The 18,265-nt window shown below is 75.7% G+C and carries 18 protein-coding genes and 1 pseudogene; 9 read left to right on the forward strand and 10 right to left on the reverse strand.

Annotated features, from left to right (window positions below; all coding sequences use genetic code 11):
• Positions 1 to 54: 54 nt before the first annotated feature.
• Positions 55 to 1,236 (reverse strand): sensor histidine kinase, encoded by a 1,182-nt coding sequence (locus ACFVXG_RS02415; protein ID WP_387923482.1) that lies wholly within the window; start codon positions 1,234 to 1,236, stop codon positions 55 to 57.
• Positions 1,233 to 2,021, reverse strand: a complete 789-nt coding sequence (locus ACFVXG_RS02420) for a response regulator transcription factor (RefSeq protein WP_387923484.1) — start codon at positions 2,019 to 2,021, stop codon at positions 1,233 to 1,235. The genes ACFVXG_RS02415 and ACFVXG_RS02420 overlap by 4 nt, the downstream gene beginning before the upstream one ends.
• Before the next feature lie 237 nt (positions 2,022 to 2,258).
• On the opposite strand from ACFVXG_RS02420, the pseudogene ACFVXG_RS02425 reads away from it, so the two are divergent.
• From ACFVXG_RS02425 to ACFVXG_RS02440, 4 genes and pseudogenes are all read left to right on the forward strand, one after another.
• A pseudogene (locus ACFVXG_RS02425) lies at positions 2,259 to 2,969 on the forward strand (glycosyltransferase family 2 protein); the annotation flags it as partial.
• A 9-nt stretch (positions 2,970 to 2,978) separates the two neighbouring features.
• Complete coding sequence (locus ACFVXG_RS02430; protein WP_387923870.1) at positions 2,979 to 3,608, forward strand: DUF2064 domain-containing protein; 630 nt, start codon at positions 2,979 to 2,981, stop codon at positions 3,606 to 3,608.
• Positions 3,605 to 4,258 carry a methyltransferase domain-containing protein gene (locus tag ACFVXG_RS02435; RefSeq protein WP_387923486.1) on the forward strand — a complete coding sequence of 218 codons (654 nt, stop codon included), beginning with the start codon at positions 3,605 to 3,607 and terminating at the stop codon, positions 4,256 to 4,258. Before ACFVXG_RS02430 ends, ACFVXG_RS02435 begins: the two co-directional genes overlap by 4 nt.
• Positions 4,259 to 4,354: 96 nt before the next feature.
• Positions 4,355 to 5,536, forward strand: coding sequence for a thioesterase domain-containing protein (locus ACFVXG_RS02440; RefSeq protein ID WP_387923488.1), 1,182 nt, complete (start codon positions 4,355 to 4,357; stop codon positions 5,534 to 5,536).
• Positions 5,537 to 5,542: 6 nt separating this feature from the next.
• Here the strand turns inward: ACFVXG_RS02440 and ACFVXG_RS02445 are convergent, their stop codons facing one another.
• The 6 genes from ACFVXG_RS02445 to ACFVXG_RS02470 all read right to left on the reverse strand — a co-directional run bounded on the left by ACFVXG_RS02445 (position 5,543) and on the right by ACFVXG_RS02470 (position 11,066).
• Positions 5,543 to 6,184: a cytochrome b/b6 domain-containing protein gene (locus ACFVXG_RS02445; RefSeq protein WP_387923490.1), complete on the reverse strand. Its 642-nt coding sequence runs from the start codon at positions 6,182 to 6,184 to the stop codon at positions 5,543 to 5,545.
• On the reverse strand, positions 6,168 to 6,881 hold the full coding sequence (locus ACFVXG_RS02450) for a molybdopterin-dependent oxidoreductase (RefSeq protein WP_387923492.1): 714 nt from the start codon (positions 6,879 to 6,881) through the stop codon (positions 6,168 to 6,170). Before ACFVXG_RS02450 ends, ACFVXG_RS02445 begins: the two co-directional genes overlap by 17 nt.
• Positions 6,882 to 6,946: 65 nt before the next feature.
• Positions 6,947 to 8,317 carry a glycosyltransferase 87 family protein gene (locus ACFVXG_RS02455; RefSeq protein WP_387923494.1) on the reverse strand — a complete coding sequence of 457 codons (1,371 nt, stop codon included), beginning with the start codon at positions 8,315 to 8,317 and terminating at the stop codon, positions 6,947 to 6,949.
• Positions 8,310 to 9,179 carry an S-methyl-5'-thioadenosine phosphorylase gene (locus tag ACFVXG_RS02460; RefSeq protein ID WP_387923496.1) on the reverse strand — a complete coding sequence of 290 codons (870 nt, stop codon included), beginning with the start codon at positions 9,177 to 9,179 and terminating at the stop codon, positions 8,310 to 8,312. The genes ACFVXG_RS02455 and ACFVXG_RS02460 overlap by 8 nt, the downstream gene beginning before the upstream one ends.
• Before the next feature lie 76 nt (positions 9,180 to 9,255).
• Positions 9,256 to 9,783, reverse strand: a complete 528-nt coding sequence (locus tag ACFVXG_RS02465) for a hypothetical protein (protein ID WP_387923872.1) — start codon at positions 9,781 to 9,783, stop codon at positions 9,256 to 9,258.
• An 8-nt stretch (positions 9,784 to 9,791) separates the two neighbouring features.
• Entirely contained in the window at positions 9,792 to 11,066 is a 1,275-nt protein-coding gene (locus ACFVXG_RS02470) for a molybdopterin-dependent oxidoreductase (protein ID WP_387923874.1), read from the reverse strand.
• Positions 11,067 to 11,551: 485 nt separating this feature from the next.
• Between ACFVXG_RS02470 and ACFVXG_RS02475 the strand changes: the two genes are divergently transcribed.
• Entirely contained in the window at positions 11,552 to 13,060 is a 1,509-nt protein-coding gene (locus tag ACFVXG_RS02475) for an MFS transporter (protein ID WP_387923497.1), read from the forward strand.
• On the forward strand, positions 13,057 to 13,671 hold the full coding sequence (locus ACFVXG_RS02480) for a helix-turn-helix domain-containing protein (protein ID WP_387923498.1): 615 nt from the start codon (positions 13,057 to 13,059) through the stop codon (positions 13,669 to 13,671). Before ACFVXG_RS02475 ends, ACFVXG_RS02480 begins: the two co-directional genes overlap by 4 nt.
• Positions 13,672 to 13,690: 19 nt before the next feature.
• On the opposite strand, the gene ACFVXG_RS02485 is transcribed toward ACFVXG_RS02480, so the two are convergent.
• On the reverse strand, positions 13,691 to 14,761 hold the full coding sequence (locus ACFVXG_RS02485; protein ID WP_387923500.1) for an alpha/beta hydrolase: 1,071 nt from the start codon (positions 14,759 to 14,761) through the stop codon (positions 13,691 to 13,693).
• A gap of 143 nt (positions 14,762 to 14,904) precedes the next feature.
• On the opposite strand from ACFVXG_RS02485, the gene ACFVXG_RS02490 reads away from it, so the two are divergent.
• Positions 14,905 to 15,312 (forward strand): PPOX class F420-dependent oxidoreductase, encoded by a 408-nt coding sequence (locus ACFVXG_RS02490; RefSeq protein WP_387923502.1) that lies wholly within the window; start codon positions 14,905 to 14,907, stop codon positions 15,310 to 15,312.
• A gap of 41 nt (positions 15,313 to 15,353) precedes the next feature.
• On the opposite strand, the gene ACFVXG_RS02495 is transcribed toward ACFVXG_RS02490, so the two are convergent.
• A complete protein-coding gene (locus tag ACFVXG_RS02495; protein WP_350507041.1) occupies positions 15,354 to 15,581 on the reverse strand; it encodes a hypothetical protein in 228 nt (75 codons plus the stop codon).
• A 406-nt stretch (positions 15,582 to 15,987) separates the two neighbouring features.
• On the opposite strand from ACFVXG_RS02495, the gene ACFVXG_RS02500 reads away from it, so the two are divergent.
• Together ACFVXG_RS02500 and ACFVXG_RS02505 are read left to right on the forward strand one after the other, a co-directional pair.
• Entirely contained in the window at positions 15,988 to 16,191 is a 204-nt protein-coding gene (locus tag ACFVXG_RS02500; protein WP_045694210.1) for a cold-shock protein, read from the forward strand.
• Between the two features lie 457 nt (positions 16,192 to 16,648).
• Positions 16,649 to 18,226 (forward strand): DEAD/DEAH box helicase, encoded by a 1,578-nt coding sequence (locus ACFVXG_RS02505; protein WP_387923504.1) that lies wholly within the window; start codon positions 16,649 to 16,651, stop codon positions 18,224 to 18,226.
• Positions 18,227 to 18,265 lie beyond the last annotated feature (39 nt).

Here is an 18,265-nt window from a genome sequence, read left to right on the forward strand (position 1 = left end):
CGGGGCCGACTCCGTACGGGTCGGCCCCGGGCGCGGGTCAACGTCCGGCGCGGGTCAGGCCCGGGCGGCCGGGAGGACGATCTCGAAGCAGCAGCCCCCGGCGACGTTGCGCACCCGGGCGTGCCCGGCGTGGGCCTCGACGATGCCGCGCACGATGGCCAGCCCGAGCCCCGCGCCGCTGCCCCCGAGCCCGGCGCCCCCGGCCTCGGTGCGCTCCCCCGGCCCGCCCGGGCTCCCCCGGTCCGCCGAGCGCGGGGTGCGGGCGGCGCTGCCGCGCCAGCCCGTCTCGAACACCCGGGGCAGGTCCGGCTCCGGGATGCCGCCGCAGCCGTCGGTGACGGCGAGCACCACCTCGTCCGCCTCCCGGCGGGCGGAGACCGCCACCACGCCGTCCTCGGGGGTCGAGCGGATCGCGTTGACCAGCAGGTTGCCGAGGACCCGGGTGATCTCCCCGGAGTCCACCTCGACCGGCTCGGCGGCCACCGGCCCGCCCTCCAGCCGGACCCCGCGCTGACGGGCCAGCGGGTGGGCCCCGGCGAGCGCCTCGTCGACCAGGTCGTACACCGACACCCGGGACACCGACAGGGCGAGCGCGCCCGCCTGGATCCGGGAGAGCTCGAAGAGGTCGTCGACCATCCCGGTGAGCCGTTCGACCTCGGTGCGCATCCGCCGCAGGTAGTCCTGGGGGTGCTCGGCGACGCCGTCCTCCAGGGCCTCCGCCATGGCGCGCAGGCCCGCGAGCGGGGTGCGCAGGTCGTGCGAGATCCAGGCGATCAGCTCCCGGCGGGAGGTGTCCAGGGCCTGCGAGCGGGCCCGGGCCTCGGCGAGCCGGGCGCTGGTGGCGGCCAACTCAGCGCCGAGCTGGGCCAGTTCCAGGCCGAGCGGGCGCTCGGGCGCGGCGAACCCGGCGTCGCTACCGACGGTCCGGGCGGCCTCGGTCAGCGCCCTGCTCCCGGCCACCACCTGGCGGCCGAGCAGCGCGGCGGTGGCCAGCGAGACCACGGCGGCCATCGCCAGCACGGTGATCACCACGCCGAGGTCGTGCCGGGACAGGAACATCGCCTGGGCCACCGCGAAGGTCCCGGAGGTGACCGCCAGCACGGTGACGGCGGCGACGCAGAACAGCGACAGCGCGAGCGAGCGGCGGCGCAGCAGCCGGACGGCCGCCCAGCCGAGCAGGCCCGCCCCGCCCGCGCCGAGCGCGGCGAACAGGGCGATCAGCAGCAGGTCCTTCACTCCGGACCGCCCTTCCCGCCCGCGGCCTGCCCACTGCCCGCGGCCGTCGAGCCCGCAGCCGGGTCGTAGCGGTAGCCGACGCCCCAGACCGTGGAGATCAGCCTCGGCGCCGCCGGATCGTCCTCGATCTTCTCGCGCAGCCGGCGCACGTGGACGGTGACCGTGGAGAGGTCGCCGAAGTCCCAGCCCCACACCCGCTCCATCAGCTCCTGCCGGGGGAACACCGTGTGCGGATGCCGGAGCAGGAACGCCAGCAGGTCGAACTCCCGCAGCGTCAGGGCCAGTTCGCGCCCGTCGCGGTGGGCCCGACGGGCCTGCGGGTCGAGCGCGATGTCCCCCGAGACGAGCCGCCCGCCGGCCGGGCCGGCCGCCGCGCCCGCGCGGGAGCGGCGCAGCACCGACTGGACCCGCAGGACGAGCTCGCGCGGGCTGAACGGCTTGGTGACGTAGTCGTCCGCGCCCAGTTCGAGCCCGAGGATCCGGTCGGTCTCGTCGCCCTTGGCGGTGAGCAGCACGACCGGCAGCTCGGCGCCGTCCGCGTCGGCGCGCAGCCGGCGGAGGATCTCCAGGCCGTCCATGCCCGGGAGCATGAGGTCCAGGACCAGCAGGTCCGGTCGGGCGCTGCGGGCCAGGGCGAGCCCCTGCGGGCCGTCGGCGGCGCGGTCGACGTGGTGACCGGCACGGGTGAGGTAGCCGGCCACGACCTCGGCCACGGTCGGGTCGTCGTCGACCACCAGGATCCGGCCGGGCTGTGCCGGTCCGGCGGTGGTGGGGCTCTCGTTCACCCCGCCGAGGATACGAGCCGGCGGCGGCCACCGACGGCCACCCGGGTGCCCCGTCCGAGTTCCGTAAGATCCCGCGCCAAAACCCCGCGCCGAGATCCCGCGCCCGGGCGCGCGGCGGCTCCCCCGGCGCCGCCCCGGACCCGGCATCCCCCGAACGGGGCCCGCCGCCCGGACGTCGTACTTCCGTAAGGGCGCGGCTCGGCTCCGGCGGCGCCGGCCGCGGTTAGCGTGACCGGCGTGACTCCTCCCCTCCCCCTTTCCCCGGCCGTCGACGTCGTCCTGCCCTGTCTGGACGAGGCCGCCGCCCTGCCGTGGGTGCTCGCCCGCATCCCGGCCGGCTGGCGGGCCGTCGTGGTGGACAACGGTTCGCGCGACGGCTCCGCCGAGCTGGCCCGCTCGCTCGGCGCGACCGTGGTCGAGGAACCCCGGCGCGGCTTCGGCGCCGCCTGCCACGCCGGGCTGCGCGCCGCCACCGCCGAGCTGGTCTGCTTCATGGACTGCGACGGCTCGCTCGACCCCGCCCAACTCCCCCGGGTCACCGGCCCGGTGCTGGCCGGCGCCGCCGACCTGGTGCTCGGCCGCCGCCGGCCGGCCACCGCCGGCGCCTGGCCGGTGCACGCCCGGCTCGCCAACGCCGTCCTGGCCCGCCGGCTGCGGGCCCGCACCGGCGCCCCGCTGCACGACCTCGGTCCGATGCGGGCCGCCCGCCGCGAGCGGCTGCTGGCCCTGGGGCTCGGCGACCGGCGCTCGGGCTACCCGCTGGAGATGGTGCTCGCGGCCTCGGCCGCCGGGCTGCGGATCGCCGAGACCTCCGTCGACTACCTGCCGCGCGCGGGCCGGTCCAAGGTGACCGGCACCCTGCGCGGCACCCGGCAGGCCGTCCGCGACATGCGGGCGGTGCTGGCCGCTCCGCCGCCGACCCTGCTGGTGATCGCCAAGGCGCCCGTGCCCGGCCGGGTGAAGACCCGGCTCACCCCGCCGTGCACCCCCGCGCAGGCGGCGGCCCTGGCCGAGGCGGCGCTGACCGACACCCTGCACGCCCTGGCCGCGATTCCCGCCGGGCGGCGGCTGCTGGTCCTGGACGGCGAGCCGGGCAACTGGCTGCCGCCGGGCTGGGAGGTCGTCCCGCAGTGCGCCGGCGGCCTGGACCGTCGACTGGCCGCCGCCTTCGCGCACGCCGCCCGGCTCGCCCCGGACGCCCCGGCGCTGCTGGTCGGCATGGACACCCCGCAGCTGGCCCCGGCCGCGCTGGCTGAGCCGCTGTCCGCGGCCCGGCGGCCGGGCCTGGACGCCTGGTACGGCCCGGCGGCCGACGGCGGGTTCTGGGCGCTCGGCCTGGCCCGGCCGAGCGGGCCGCTGGCGGAGCGGCTGCTGCACGGGGTGCCGATGTCCACCCCCGACACCGGCGCGGCCCTGCTGCGCCGGCTGGCGGAGGCCGGCCTGACCGTCCACCGGCTGCCCCGGCTGACCGACGTGGACACCGTCGAGGACGCCCGGCTGGTCGCCGAGCAGGCCCCGGGCAGCCGCTTCGCCGCCCGGCTGCGCGCCCTCGACGCCCTCGACTCCGTTCCGGAGGTGGCGAGTTGACGGTCGCCGCACCCTGGGTGGACGACCCCTTCGCGGAGGCCGTCCGCACCGGCTACGGCCCGCTCTGGCTGCGCCGCGAGGACGGCCGGCGGCTGCACCTGGACATCGAGCGCTGGTGCGCCCCGGCGGCCGGGGCCGACCACAGCCTGCTGCGGCGCTGCGCCCGGACGGCCGCGCCCGTCCTGGACCTCGGCTGCGGCCCCGGCCGCCTGGTCGCCGAGCTGCTCGCCCTCGGGGTGCCCGCGCTCGGCGTGGACGTGACCAGGGCAGCGGTCGCCCGCACGGTCGGCCTCGGCGGCGCGGCGCTCTGCCGCTCGGTGTTCGACCGGCTGCCGGCCGAGGGCCGCTGGGGCACCGCACTGCTCGCGGACGGCAACCTGGGCATCGGCGGCGATCCCGACGCCCTGCTCCGCCGGAGCACCGAACTCCTCGCCCCGGACGGGCTGTTGCTGGTGGAGGTGGAGCCCGAGGAGGTGGACGAGCGGGCCGTCGTCCGGGTGGAGGGGCCGGACGGCCGGCTCGGCCCGGCCTTCCCCTGGGCCCGCCTCGGCACGGCCGCCACCCTGCGGCGCTCCCGCGCCGTGGGCCTGGTGGAGGCGGAGCGCTGGACCTCGCACGGCCGCCGCTTCCTCGCCCTGCGCAAGGACTGAGCCGCCCGGCCCAGCCCACTGGCCCGCCCTGCCCATGCGTCACACTGGTGCGCACCGTTCGGCGTACCGGGCGGCCGGGTACAGGAGGGGGCAGCGGTGGGCAGGGACATCGTCGGGGAGTTGGCGGCGGCACTCGGGTGCGATGGAACGGCGGCGGCGCGGGTCGACCGCGACCACCACCAGCTCACCGTCCCGGTCGAACACGGGGACCGGTTCACCGTCGACGTCCTCGGCGACCCGCGCACCGCGGACCGGGTGGTCCACCTGCTGCCCGGCGGCGGGCTCAACGTCGCCGCCAACTACTGCACCGCGCAGGGCCGCAGCCTGGCCCGCTTCCTCGCCGACCACGGCTGCCTGGTGCTCGGCACCACCCCGCGCGAGGACGCGCTCACCCCCGACCGGATCGGCCCCCGGTGCGCCGACTGGGGCCTGGACGGGCAGCGGACGGACCTCGAACGGGTCATCGCCGCCGCCGGCTCCGTCACCGGCCTGCCGTACGAGCTGCTCGGCCACTCGGCCGGGGCCGCGCTCGCCCTGGCCACCGCCGCCCGGCTCGGCGGCGAGGGACCGCAGCGGGTCCTGGTGCTCGACACCACCGGCCCCTACGACCCGCAGCGGGATCCTGAACTGCTGGCCCGCGCCGAGGAGTTGCACGACCTGCTCGAAGCGCGGCTGGCAGCGGGCGACTGGACCGTCGACCCCGGACTCAAGGGCCTGTTCGCCCGCGCGGCCACCGACCCCGACGGGCCGAGCGGGCTGCCCCGGCCGGTGGACGGCTCGGCACCGTTCAGCAACCTCGGGCTGCTGCACTACGCCCTGACCCGCACCCGGGACCTGCCCGGCCCGACCAACTGGATCCACCACCGCGGCCACAGCACCGGCAGCTACACCTTCGGCGCGACCCCTGCCGACGACCGCTTCACCCTGGCCCACTCCCCGCTCCCGGTCTGGCAGCAGGCGGTCGCCAGGCTCGGCAGCGGACTCCAGCCCACCGCGCTGCTGCGCGACCTGGCGTCGGTCTGGGCCGGCCGGGCCGACCCCGACCTGCTCGACTGGGCGGCGATCCGGGCCGAAGTGGTCTGGCTGAACGCCGAGTTCGGCCGCGGCGACCACCACCTCGGCGCCAGCCTGATCGACCGGGGCGGCGCCAAGGTCGACTACCTGGTGATCCCGGACTACGGCCACGGCGACGTCGTCTGGTCGGCCACGGCCGAGCGCGACGTGTGGTGCCTGCTGCTACCCCTGCCACGACGGGGGCAGCGCCCGGGCGGGCACTGAGGGCGGCTACTCCACCGCGTCGTCGGCGCCGGTCCGCACCGGTTCCCGCCGCCCAGTGCGCCAGTGCGGGTGCTCGCGCTCGGCCCAGGTGCGGTCGACCAGGCCGGTGCGCATCCCGAGGCGTGACTCGCGGTCCCGCAGGGCCATCCGGACGTGGCCGGCGATCACCACGGCGATGGCGGCGGCCAGCCAGTCGTGGACGAAGGTCGCGCCGGTGCGCCAGGTCGGCGGGGCGAGGTGGGTGAGCCACATCAGCAGGCCGGTGCCGATGATCACCAGCATCGAGCCGAGCGTCCACTGGGCGTACAGCTTCTGCCCGGCGTTGAACTTGCCGGCCGGGCGGTGCCCGGCCCGGGCGCGGAGGGCCCGCAGCCACTGCCGGTCGGCCGGGGTGAAGCGGCTGAGCCGGGAGAAGTCGGCGCGCAGCGCCCGGGAGGCGAGCCCGAGCAGCAGCGGGACCGGCAGCGCCAGGCCGCACCAGACGTGCACGGTGACCACCAGCGGCCGGTTGCCGACCAGGACGGCCAGCGGCCCGAGGTAGAGGCAGGCGGCCGTGGCCAGGCAGACGCCCATCAGCGCGGCGGTGGTGCGGTGCACCCAGCGCTCGGCCCGGGTGAAGCGCAGGACCAGTTCAGCTCGTCGGTGCATCGTCCCGCCCGTTCGACCGGCCGACCCAGGCGTCGACGTCGTATCCGTTGCCCTCCCAGTACCCCGGCTGGACGGAGTCCGTGACGGTGATCCCGGAGAGCCATTTCGCGGACTTGTAGAAGTACATCGGCGCGACGTACAGCCGCACCGGCCCGCCGTGGTCGTGGCTGATCGGCTTGTCCTGGAGGCGCAGCGCGACCAGCACGTCGTCGCGCCGGGCCTGTTCGAGGGTGAGGCTCTCGCTGTACGCGCCGTCGAAGCAGTCGAAGCGCACGGCCTTGGCGCCCGGCCGCACTCCGGCGGCGTCCAGCAGGTGGGCCAGCGGCACCCCCTCGAACGGGGTGTCCGGCACCCGCCAGCCGGTGACGCACTGGACGTCCTTGACCAGCCGGCGCTGCGGCATGGCCTGGAGGTCGGCGAGCCGGTGGCTGGCGGGGCGCTCCACCAGTCCGCCGACCGTGAGGGTGTAGTCGGCCGCGGTCCGCTCGGGGACGGAGGTCACCACCGAGTAGTAGCGAAACCCGGTGTTGCCGGGCAGCAGCCCGGACAGGCCGCTCGGGTCGCGCTCCGCCAGCCCGGATTCCACCCGCTGGAGGAACGGCCCGGCGGCCACGCCGAGCGCGCCGAGGCCGAGCAGGCCGAGCACCACCCGGCGCCCGACCGGGGTGCCCCGGTCCTCTTCGTCTGTACTGTCCACGCGACTGTCCACGGGAGGATTCGACCAGGTCGGACCGGTCCGGGGCCAGTGGCGGGGGCGTCCCGTCAGACTTTCGTCATCTCCGGCCCGGCACCGTGCACCGGGCGCGGCACCAGGGCCCCGGCCAGGGCGCGCAGCGCCGGTACCACCAGCACGCAGGCCAACGCGGCGCCGTACGCGGTGCGTTGGGCGTCCTCGCCGCCCACCAGGTAGAGCACCTGCCCGGCCGCCGGGACGGCCAGCCACTCCCACCGCCCGTCCAGCCCCACCAGGGCCACCACCAGCAGCCCGTACCAGGGGTAGCTGGGCGCGACCAGCAGCAGGGCCGTCCCGGTCACCAGCAGCGCGCCCTGCCAGGGACGGGCGGGGTCGCCGCGGCGCAGCACCCACAGGACCACGCCCGCCAGCACCAGCGCGGCCGCCCACGGCGCCCACCGGTCCGGCAGCACCGCCCGCACCAGGCCGAAGCGCTCCAGGTGGCCCTGCTCGTAGCCCTCCTCCCGCAGGTACCCGGGCAGGTATCCGAGGACGCCGGGGCCGGAGGCCGCGACGTACGGGAGGTAGACCGCCGCGAAGGTGCCGAGGGCCGAGGCGAGCAGCACCAGGTCGCGCTTGGCGGGCCGCCGGGCCAGCAGGCCCGAGAACGCCCCGGGCAGGGCGAGGGCGGGCAGCAGCTTGGTCGCGACCGCCGCCCCGAGCAGGGCGCCGCCGGCCCCGGCCCGGTGGCGGGCCGCGCAGCCGAGCCCGGCCACCATGAGCAGCGCGCCGAGGGTGTCGACGTGGGCGTCGTTGACGGCCCACACCGTCACGCCCGGGCACCAGCCCCACAGCGCGGCCCGCCGGCCGCGCCGCACCAGCAGGGCGGTGGTGGCGACCGCCAGCAGGGCGCCGCCGACCTGCACGCCGCGCACCCCGCCGCCGAAGGGGTGCTCGGCGAGGAACCAGGCCTCGGCGACCGGCGGGTAGATGGTGTGCACGGCGGGCCGGTTGATCCGGGTGCAGTCCCCGGCCGTCGTCCGGTGTTCGTCCCAGGCCGTGCAGCCGTCCCCGGCGGGGAACAGGCCGGGGTCGCGCAGCCGGCGCAGGGCCGGGTCGTCCGGGGTGTGGGCGTACGGGGAGATCCCGGCCGCCTGGACCCGCCCGTCCCACACGTAGCGGTAGGCGTCGTCGCTGGTGCGCGGCGGTGCGAGCAGTCCGACCGCGGCGACCAGGACGCTCCCGGCCAGCACGACCGGCACCACCCGGCGCTCCTCCACCCGCCGCAGCAGGAGCAGGGCGAGGGCGAACAGGGCGGCGTCCAGGGCGTACCAGTCGTGCAGCGGCGCCCGGTCGGCGAGCGTGCCGCCGCCGGTCACGGTCAGCGCGAGGGCCGTGACCAGGGCGGCGAGGGCGGCGGCGCAGGGCAGGGTCCGGGTGAGCACCGGCCGGTCAGTCACCGGGGACACCGGGGACATCAGGGACACCGGGCAGCCCGGTGGTCAGGCCGTCCAGGGCGTGCGGGCAGGGGCACTGCCGGTCGACGGGCAGGGCCTCCAGGGCCTTGAACAGGACGGTGCGCAGCCGGTCGACGTTGGCGGCGAAGGCCCGGAGGACTTCGGTGTGGGTGACGCCGTCGCCGTGCTCGACTCCGGCGTCGTGGTCGGTGACCAGCGCCAAGGAGGCGTAGCAGAGGCCGAGTTCGCGGGCGAGGACGGCTTCGGGGTGGCCGGTCATGCCGACGGCGGACCAGCCGTTGGCGGCGAACCAGCGGGACTCGGCGCGGGTGGAGAAGCGCGGGCCCTCGATCACCACCAGCGTGCCGCCGTCCACCGGCTCCCAGGCCGCCGAGCGGGCCGCCGCCAGCACCGCCGAGCGCCCGGCCGGGCAGTACGGGTCCGCCATCGACACGTGCACCACCCCGGGCACCGTGCCGTCGGGCAGCGCCCGCCCGTCGTAGAAGGTCTGCACCCGCCCGGAGGTCCGGTCCACGAACTGGTCCGGCACCAGCAGCGTGCCCGGCCCGAACTCCGCCCGCAGCCCGCCCACCGCACACGGCCCCAACACCTGCCGCACCCCCAGCGAACGCAGCGCCCACAGGTTCGCCCGGTAGTTGATCCCGTGCGGCGGCACCCCGTGCCCCCGCCCGTGCCGCGGCAGGAACGCCACCCGACGCCCCGCCACCTCCCCCACGAACAGCGCATCGCTCGGCGGCCCGTACGGGGTCTCCACCCGCACCTCCACCACCTCGTCCAGCAGCGCGTACAACCCCGAACCGCCGATCACCCCCAACTCGGCCGTATGTTCCTGACGCACCGTCATCGGTTGCACCTCTCCTCGGGAGTCCGGTCCCGACCAATGTAGGAGCGGACGGGGACGGACCGGGCGAAACGCCTCCTTACGAATCCCGAACGCCGCGGGCACCCCGACCCCGGGAGCCGCTCCGACGCCCACCGCTCCGCCGGGCGCGGCGCAGCTTGACCGCCAGGGCGAGGGCGGAGGCGCCGAACAGCACGGCGGTGATCGCGAGCCAGCGGCCGAGGTAGACCCCCTCGGACAGCCCGGTGGCCCCCGGGTAGGGCGCGGACAGATCGAGGATCAGCGGGAACCAGACGAGCAGCAGCAGCCCGGACAGGAACACCGGGACCCGCAGGTAGTTGATCCAGCCCACGGACGGCGTCCGCTCCGCGCGGTGGCGCAGCACGGACCGGGCCGAGAGGTCCGCCAGCGAGTACAGCGGGAGCAGGATCAGGTCGTGGGCGACGGCCGCGCCGACGAACCAGACCGCCACCGCGAGCGGCCGTTCCGTCACCAGGCGCTCGACCGCGTAGCCGGTCAGGGCGAGGGAGGCGAGGAGCACCAGCAGGTGCAGCGGTCCGGTGCCGTACCAGCCGTACCAGCGGCCGAGGGCCCCGCGTCGTCGCATCGTGTCGGTCACGTCGGTGAGGTCCTGAAGGTGAGGCGGCCGACCCATTTGGTGTTGTTCACACCGGGGTTGGCCGGGACGATGATCCGCGCGGGGTAGCCGTGGTCGAGCGAGAGGTCGGCCCCGTTGACGCGCAGGGCGAGCAGCGAGCGGGGGTCCCGGATCTGGTTGCCGCGCAGCACCACGGAGGTGTACGGGCCGGGCGGTTGGACCGAGTCCACCAGGACGTTCGCGGCGTCCGGCAGCCCGGCCAGGGCGGCGAGGTCGGCGAGCGGCAGTCCGCTCCAGTGCTGGTCGGCGGTGGACCAGCCCTCCACGCAGGCGATCGGCAGCCGGGCCGAGCGCTGCGGCAGGGCGAGCAGCTGCTCCCGGGTGAACACCCGGACGGGCCCGGCGCCGTGCAGTTCCAGCCGCCAGTCCGGCCCGACCATCGCGGCCGAGACGCCGACGGAGGCCGCGGTCTTGTTGACCTGGAAGCCGTTCGGCCCCGACTCCGGGGCACGGTTGTGGGGTGCCAGCAGGGCGGTGCCGCGCAGCCGGCCGCCGATGCTCTGCCCGGCGGTGACCACCAGCAGGGCCAGGGACCCCGCGCCGACCAGGGCGAGCGCCCCGCGGCGGGCGATCGTCGGCGGGGCGGGCTCGGGCGCCACCAGGCCGTCGGCGTCCGGGGGTTCGGGCCGGGTGCCGGTGGGGCCGGTGCGCAGCTCCACCAGCAGCGAGCGCGACCGCAGGGCGCGGACCATCCGGCGCAGCCGGAGGGCGACGTGGACGGTGAACGCGGCGATGAACACCCACGCGCCGTAGAAGTGCAGGGTGTAGAAGGAGCCCGGGAAGACGTAGTGGAGCTGGATGTTGAGGATGCCGGTGGCGAACTCGAAGACGGCGCCGCCGACCAGCATCAGCAGCGACAGCCGCTCCAGCGCGTGGGCGGCGCTGCGCACCGGCGGCCACTCGAACAGCTTGGGGATCACCGACCACAGCTTGGCCAGCAGGACCGGCACCAGGACGACGCCGAGGGTCACGTGCACGCCCTGGGTGAGCCGGTACAGCCAGGACGGGCTGGTGGGCCAGTCGAAGAGGTAGAAGCCCAGCACGCCCTTGTCCGGCGTCTGGTCGTTGAGCGGGCCGAGGTCGGGGTTGTAGGCGGCGTACGACAGGGCGCCGGTCACGAAGAGCACCGGGATCCCGACCAGCAGCACCAGCCCGAACACCGAGGTCAGCCACGGCCCGCGGATCGGGCTGCGCCAGAACCGGGGCCGGAACGGTCCGGGCGGCGCGGGCAGTTGCCCGAGCCGCCCGGCGAGCGCCGCCGCCGTACCCGCGAGTGCCGACAGCCGGGCGGTGACCACGGCGCGACCCCGTCCGACGGCCTGACCGAGGCCGCCCAGCGCGCCGGTGAGCCGTCGGGGTCGCCGGGGCCGTTTTCCCGGCGAGCCGTCGTCGTTCCGCGCCGTGTCCACCGACCACCTCCGAAGTCCGCCGGACAGCCAACCATCCGAGGGAAGTGCTCCCGGCGAAACCGCCCGGAACCGCCCGGAACCGGCGGAGCTATCACCCGGACGGCCCCGCCGGCGAGGCGGGCATATACCCGGTCGGCATCGCACCGCCCCGCTTCCGCCGCCCTCGCCGGTCATGTCATCATGTGAAGACATCAGGCGATGACATCGACTGATGACATCCCTCGGCCACCTGCGCCCCGGGATGGCCGGGGATCGGCATCCCGCTCCCCGGTCCGGACTCTCGATCTGTGACAAGGGAGGGCGCGTCCATGGAGACCCCGACGGGCCTGTCGACGCGACGTGAGCGGGCCCTGGTGCCCGTCCTGGTGTTCCTCAGCGCCGTGGTGGCGGTGATCAGCAGCCTCGGCGCCCCGATGATCCCGACCATCGCCACCGTCGACCACGTCTCGCTCGCCGAGGCCCAGTGGTCGCTGACCATCACCATGCTGGTCGGCGCGATCGCCACCCCGGTGCTCGGCCGCCTCGGCGACGGCCCGGACCGCCGCAAGGTCACCCTGGCGGCCGCCGCCGTGGTCGTGCTCGGCAGCGTGCTGGCCGCGCTGCCGCTCGGCTTCTGGTGGCTGATCGCCGGCCGGGCGCTCCAGGGCGTCGGCGTCGGCCTCACCTCGCTGGCCATCGCCACCGCCCGGGACGCCCTGCCCGCCGCGGCCTCCCGCTCGGCGGTCGCGCTGCTGTCCGTCACCACCGTCGCCGGTGTCGGCCTGGGCTACCCCGTCACCGGGCTGATCGCCCAGTCCTTCGGCATCCACGCGGCCTTCTGGTTCGGCGCCGTGATCAGCGCCCTCGCCCTGCTGCTCGCCGTCCTGGTGCTGCCCGAGGCGGAGCACCGCGAACGGCGGCCCCTCGACGTGCTCGGCACCGTGCTGCTCAGCCTCGCCCTGGTCGGGCTGCTGCTGGTGCTCAGCGAGGGCGAGAGCTGGGGCTGGGCCTCCGGCCGGCTGTGGACGGTGGCCGCGCTGTCGGTGCTGCTGCTCGCCGCCTGGATCCGGCACGAACTGCGCACCGCCCACCCGCTGGTCGACCTGCGCAGCCTGCGCAACCCCGTGGTGCTGACCGCCGACGTGGCCGGCCTGGTCGCCGGCGTCGGGATGTACCTGCTGACCTCGCTGGTGATCCGCTTCGTCCAGACCCCCACCAGCACCGGCTACGGCCTGGGCGCCTCCGTCGTGGTCGCCGGGCTGGTGCTGCTGCCCTTCTCCGCAACCAGCCTGATGTCCAGCAAGATGGTGCCCGTCCTCACCCGGCGCACCTCCTCCGCCCTCGTCCTGCCGATCGGCTGCGCCGTCTCGCTCGTCTCGGTGCTGGCCTTCCTGTTCGCCCGCGACCAGCTGTGGGAGCTCCTGGTGGTGATGGGGATCGCCGGGCTCGGGGTCGGCTGCACCTTCGCCGTGATGCCGGGGCTGATCGTCGCCGCCGTGCCCGCCGACGAGGTCGGCAGCGCGGTCAGCTTCAACCAGCTGCTGCGCACCATCGGCTACTCCACCGGCAGCGCCCTGTGCGGCGCCGTGCTCCAGGCCCACACCGCACCCGGGCAGCTGCTGCCCGCCGACAGCGGCTACCGGGACGCCGCGCTGATCGGCTGCGCGGTGTGGGTGGTGATCGGTCTGGCTACGATCGTCCTGCCGCGGCTCAGTGCGGCGGCCGCCGCCCGGAACGGCGTGCGAGTGGACGAGGAGCTGATGGTGGAAGAGAGCATCGCCGACGCCGTGGCCGGCGAGAGCGAGGTACCCGTGCTGCGGGCGGGGGCCGACCGGTGACCGCGCCGTCCGGCGGGTCCGACCGGGCCGAAGGCACCGAAGGCCGTACGGAGCCCGCACCGCCCCGGCGCCGGGACGCCGCCCGCAGCCGCGAACTGCTGGTGCGGGCGGCCCTGGAACTCTTCGCCGAACGCGGCTACGACCGCACCACCACCCGGGAGATCGGCGAACGGGCCGGGGTGGACCCGGCGTTGATCGCCCGGTACTTCGGCGGCAAGACCCAGCTCTACCTGGCCACCGTCCGGCTCGAACTCGGCGACGAGGCCCCGGCCGACCTCCTGGAGAAGGAGCGGCTGCGCACCCTGCTGGTCCGGCTCACCCAGCGCGGCCCCGGGCCGTCCTTCCAGGCCGCGGTGATGCCCGGGGACAACACCGAGGTGCAGCAGGCCTCCCGCAGCTACCTCTACCAGCGGATGGTCCACCCGCTGCACGAGCGCTTCACCGCCGAGCGGGTGGACCGCCCGCAGCTGCGGGCCGAGCTGGCCGCGGCCGCCTTCGCCGGGGTGATCCTGGCCCGCTCCAGCGGGGCGTTCAGCGAACTCGCGGCGGCCGACCCCGAGGAGCTGCTGCCGCTGCTGCACGAGCTGCTGGCGGCGAGCCGGCCGCACTGAGCCCGCTGAACCGACCGCCCTACCGCTTCCAGGGGCGGGCGAACTCGTGCAGCGCCGTCTCCACCGCCGGGGCGAGGGCGTGGTCGTTCACCGGCGTGCCGGCCGGGTGCAGGAAGTGGTCCACCCCGTCCAGGGTGCGCAGGCCGGGGCCCGTGGTGTGCGCCCGGGCGAGCGCGCCGAGCAGCGGCGGCACGGTCGCGCAGGGCACGTTGGCGTCGGCGGTGCCGCAGGTGACGGTGACCCGGGTGCCGGGGTGCACCGCCCGGGCGGCGTCCGGCGGGTAGACGGCGTCGTCGCTGCGGACGAAGCGGGCGTTGTTCGGGCCGAACAGCGCGTTCAGCAGCCCGGCCAGCGGCGGCAGCAGGGCGCCGGTGTCGGCGGGCCGGCCCGCCCGGAAGTCGGCGACGGCCGCGGCCACGCCCGCCTTGTTGGCCCGCGCCACCTCCTCGGTGAACTGCCCGGCCGCGACCCCCTGGTCGAGCTGGTCGCCGAGCTGGGCGGTCAGCAGGTCCAGCAGCCGCTCGTCCTGCGGGGCCAGCAGCGCCAGACCGGCCGGCGCGGGCCGGACGGTACGGGCGACCAGCAGGGCCTGCAGCCCGCCCTCGCTGTGGCCGACCACCAGCAGCGCGTGCCGGTCGGCCTCCGGCTGCTCCCGCAGCGTTTCGTAGGCCGCGGCCGCCTGGCGGGTGAAGGCGGGCAGGTCGAGCCGGCCCGGGTCGCCCTGGTAGGCGCCGGCCCCGGTCCGACCGGTGAAGTACTTGTCGAAGCGCAGCGTCATCACGCCGTCCGACCCCAGGGTGTCGGCGACCGCCGCCAGGGTGCCCGGGGTGAGCGCGGGCGGCTCGTCGCCGTTGCGGTCGGTCGGGCCGCTGCCGGGCAGCAGCAGGGCGGCGGGCAGTCGCTGCCCGGCCCGGTGGGCGGGGACGTGCAGGGTGCCGTAGGCGGTGGTGCCGTCCGCGGTGAAGCTGATCTCACGGTCGGCCGCGGCGACCGCCGCCCCCGGTTCGGCCGCGCTCGCGGCGGGCCCGGCCAGGCCCGTCGCGGTGACCGCGGCGAGCAGGGACGCGGCCATCAGGGAACGCCAACGCATTCTTCCCCCCTGGAAGTTGAGTTTCCGGCTTGCGGGCCCAGGCTACGACCGGGCCGAGGCCGGCCCGGAACCGGGGGCCCCGACGGCGGAGTGCCCGAAACGGGCCTTGACCTCAAGCCGACTCGAGCTCCTAGGGTCGGCGCATGATCTTCACCACGACGGAGCGCGCGTACCTCTCCGGCCAACTGCTGGCCCGCCTGGCCACCACCGGCCCCGACGGCAGCCCGCAGGTCCGCCCGGTGGGCTTCCGGCTCAACGAGGACGGCACCATCGACATCGGCGGGCCCGCCATGGCGCGCAGCCGGAAGTACCGCAACGCGAAAGCCCGTCCCGAGGTGTCCGTGCTGGTGGACGACATGGCCCCGGCCGACGACCCGGTCACGGGCGGCTGGGGGCGCGGCATCGAGATCAGGGGCCGGGCCGAGGTGCTGACCGTCGACGTGCCGCCGGTGGCACCCGACCGGTTCAGCAAGGACATCGTCCGCGTCCACCCGCGACGGATCATCACCTGGAACCTGGAGAAGCCCGGCAGCACCGCCCGCGACGTCTGACTGACCCTGGGGCCTGTCGTCGGGGGCGGGGCTCGCCGAGGTCAGAGCCTGAACATCGCCGTGTACGGCTGGGGGATGCGCTCCTGCCGCGATCCGAAGTCGACGAGCACCGCGATGTCTCCGTCACCCTCGACGCCGATGACCCGGCCGAGGCCGAACCCGTCATGAGTGACCCGGTCCCCGACGGCGAAGTGCTTGCGCGGCGACTCCGTCCGGGGCTTGAAAGGGCTGGTGGGCAGGGGGCGGCGACCTGCTGAAAAATTTGTCATTTCATTCAGTATGCGCCGGGCAGCACGGGTACGGCACTTTTCGACGCAACGATTTCGACACCGATCCGAAAAATCTCGGCCCCGGGCGGGCGCACCGCCGCCGCCACGGCCCGCTCCCGCGCCCAAGTCCCCGGCGCGCCAAGCGCGTTCACGGCCCTCCCAGGCGGGGAGGGCCGCCCGCCCGGGCGCCCGGCGCGAACCCGCGGGCGGAAGGACCCTCCATAACGGGCGGCGGCCTGCTACAGTCGACTTAGTTGCAGTAGTGGTTCCCATGAACTTTGTGTGCGCCTGCTGATGTTGCAGGCGCATTTTTTGTTCCCCGGCTCTTCCCCGGTGGGCACTTCATGCGGTGACTCGAGGCCCGCACCGTGCGTGCTTCGGACAGTCCCTTGAAGGAGATTTTTTAATGGCTAATGGCACTGTGAAGTGGTTCAACTCGGAGAAGGGCTTCGGCTTCATCGAGCAGGAGGGTGGCGGCCCCGACGTCTTCGCCCACTACTCGAACATCAACGCCAATGGCTTCCGTGAGCTGCTTGAGGGCCAGAAGGTCGAGTTCGACGTGACGCAGGGCCAGAAGGGCCCGCAGGCCGAGAACATTCGCCCGCTGTAGTTCACCCGCCACGGCACTCGCCTGGTGGTGAGGGGCCCGCACCGCGCACATGCCCGGTGCGGGCCCCTCGGCGTCGTACCACGGCGCACCGCGCCCCTGCGCGTTCCCGGGCCGTTCGTGCCCCCTGACTCCGCCACCCGCTGGGCCACCGGCTGGGTCCCCGGTCGGGCCACCGCCCGCCGTTCCCCCGCGAGACGCCCAGCGCCGCGTCCGAGCCGGTGCCCCGAACCGGCGCCCGAACCGGTGCCCCGAGCCGGTGCCCCGCCGTGAGCGCCCACGGTTTCGAGGTTCTTCGCGCCCACCCTCCACGGTGGGCGCCGACTGCGGCGACGTACCGCACGGTCCGACCGTCCACGCTCCGCCCGTCACACTTCCGGCCCGTTCCCTGCGGTCTCCCCCGGCGCCCCGCGTCACCGGAGCCTTCCTCGTGACGTGCCGCCCTGAGGAAGGTTCCCGCATGACCCGCTCCGGTCGCTCCTCGTACCGAGACGCAGACTTCCGCTCCACCTCCGGCTCCCGTTCCACCTCTGGCGGCGGTTCCCGCTCCGGCGGCGGCTCCCGGTCCGGTGACCGGCCCTACCGGGGCCGTCGCCCGGCCGGCCGGAGCACGCCTCAAAGCTCCAGCGCCCGGGGCGAGTTCGCGCTTCCGGAGAACATCACCCCGGCGCTGCCGCCGGTCGAGTCCTTCGCCGAGCTGGACATGCCGGAGGCCCTGCTGTCGGTGCTGACCCGCCAGGGCGTCACCACGCCGTTCCCGATCCAGGGCGCGACGCTGCCGAACTCGCTGGTCGGCCGCGACGTCCTCGGCCGGGGCCGTACCGGCTCCGGCAAGACCCTCGCCTACGGCCTCGCCACGCTCGCCCGCACCGCCGGGCGCAGGGCCGAGCCGCGCTGCCCGCTGGCCCTGGTGCTGGTCCCCACCCGCGAGCTCGCCCAGCAGGTCACCGAGGCCCTCGCCCCCTACGCCCGCGCCGTACGGCTGCGGACCGCGACCGTGGTCGGCGGGACGTCGCTCAGCCGCCAGGCGTGGATGCTGAACCGCGGGGCGGAGATCGTGGTGGCCACCCCGGGCCGGCTCAAGGACCTGATCCTGCGCGGCGACTGCAGCCTGGACCAGGTCGCCGTCACGGTGCTCGACGAGGCCGACCAGATGGCCGACATGGGCTTCCTGCCGCAGGTCACCGAGATCCTGGAGCAGGTCGACCGGGGCGGCCAGACGATGCTGTTCTCCGCCACCCTGGACCGCGGCGTCGAGGGCCTGGTGCGGCGCTTCCTCCAGGACCCGGTCACCCATTCGGTGGACCCGTCCGCGGGAGCGGTCAGCACCATGGAGCACCACGTGCTGCACGTGCAGAACTTCGACAAGAGCGCCACGATCGCCCACATCGCCTCCCGCGAGGGCCGGGTGATCATGTTCACCGAGACCAAGCACGGCGCGGACCGCCTGGTGGAGGAGCTGCTGGCGAACGGGGTGCGCGCCGCGGCCCTGCACGGCGGCAAGCTCCAGCCGCAGCGCACCCGGACCCTGGAGCAGTTCCGGGCCGGCCAGGTGACCGCGCTGATCGCGACCAACGTCGCCGCCCGGGGCATCCACATCGACGGCCTCGACCTCGTCGTCAACCTGGACCCGCCGAGCGACCACAAGGACTACCTGCACCGGGGCGGGCGCACGGCCCGGGCCGGGGAGTCCGGCACCGTCGTCACGCTGGTGCTGCCCAACCAGCGCCGCGGGATGGTCCGGATGATGAACACCGCCGGGATCACGCCCGTCACCACCAGGGTCACCTCCGGCGACGAGGAGCTGGTCCGGATCACCGGGGCCCGGGTGCCCACCGGCGTGGCCGTCACCGTCCCCGACCCCGTGGTCGAGCGGCCGCGCCGCGGCGCGCCGACGGGTCGCGGTCGCCGCGGCCGCCCCTCCCAGGCCGCCGGCGGCTCCCGGACCGCGGGCGACTCCCGGGCCGGCACCGAGCGGGACGGCCAGGGCTCGTCCGGCCGCCACCGGGCGGCCCGGCGGCCGGTACGCGCCGAGTAGTACTCCTGGCGGGCCGGCGCGCTCAGCGTGCGGCCCGCC

This window comes from Kitasatospora sp. NPDC058162, assembly GCF_042884005.1.
In the GTDB taxonomy this organism is placed as follows: Bacteria; Actinomycetota; Actinomycetes; order Streptomycetales; family Streptomycetaceae; genus Kitasatospora.

What these genes read in the sequence shown, in the direction of transcription:
- ACFVXG_RS02495 (WP_350507041.1), bottom strand. Translation starts at nt 15,581, where the DNA reads ATGACAAATTTTTCAGCAGGTCGCCGCCCCCTGCCCACCAGCCCTTTC.
- ACFVXG_RS02500 (WP_045694210.1), top strand. Translation starts at nt 15,988, where the DNA reads ATGGCTAATGGCACTGTGAAGTGGTTCAACTCGGAGAAGGGCTTCGGC.
- ACFVXG_RS02460 (WP_387923496.1), bottom strand. Translation starts at nt 9,179, where the DNA reads ATGACGGTGCGTCAGGAACATACGGCCGAGTTGGGGGTGATCGGCGGT.
- ACFVXG_RS02485 (WP_387923500.1), bottom strand. Translation starts at nt 14,761, where the DNA reads ATGCGTTGGCGTTCCCTGATGGCCGCGTCCCTGCTCGCCGCGGTCACC.
- ACFVXG_RS02445 (WP_387923490.1), bottom strand. Translation starts at nt 6,184, where the DNA reads ATGCACCGACGAGCTGAACTGGTCCTGCGCTTCACCCGGGCCGAGCGC.
- ACFVXG_RS02465 (WP_387923872.1), bottom strand. Translation starts at nt 9,783, where the DNA reads ATGCGACGACGCGGGGCCCTCGGCCGCTGGTACGGCTGGTACGGCACC.
- ACFVXG_RS02505 (WP_387923504.1), top strand. Translation starts at nt 16,649, where the DNA reads ATGACCCGCTCCGGTCGCTCCTCGTACCGAGACGCAGACTTCCGCTCC.
- ACFVXG_RS02475 (WP_387923497.1), top strand. Translation starts at nt 11,552, where the DNA reads ATGGAGACCCCGACGGGCCTGTCGACGCGACGTGAGCGGGCCCTGGTG.
- ACFVXG_RS02490 (WP_387923502.1), top strand. Translation starts at nt 14,905, where the DNA reads ATGATCTTCACCACGACGGAGCGCGCGTACCTCTCCGGCCAACTGCTG.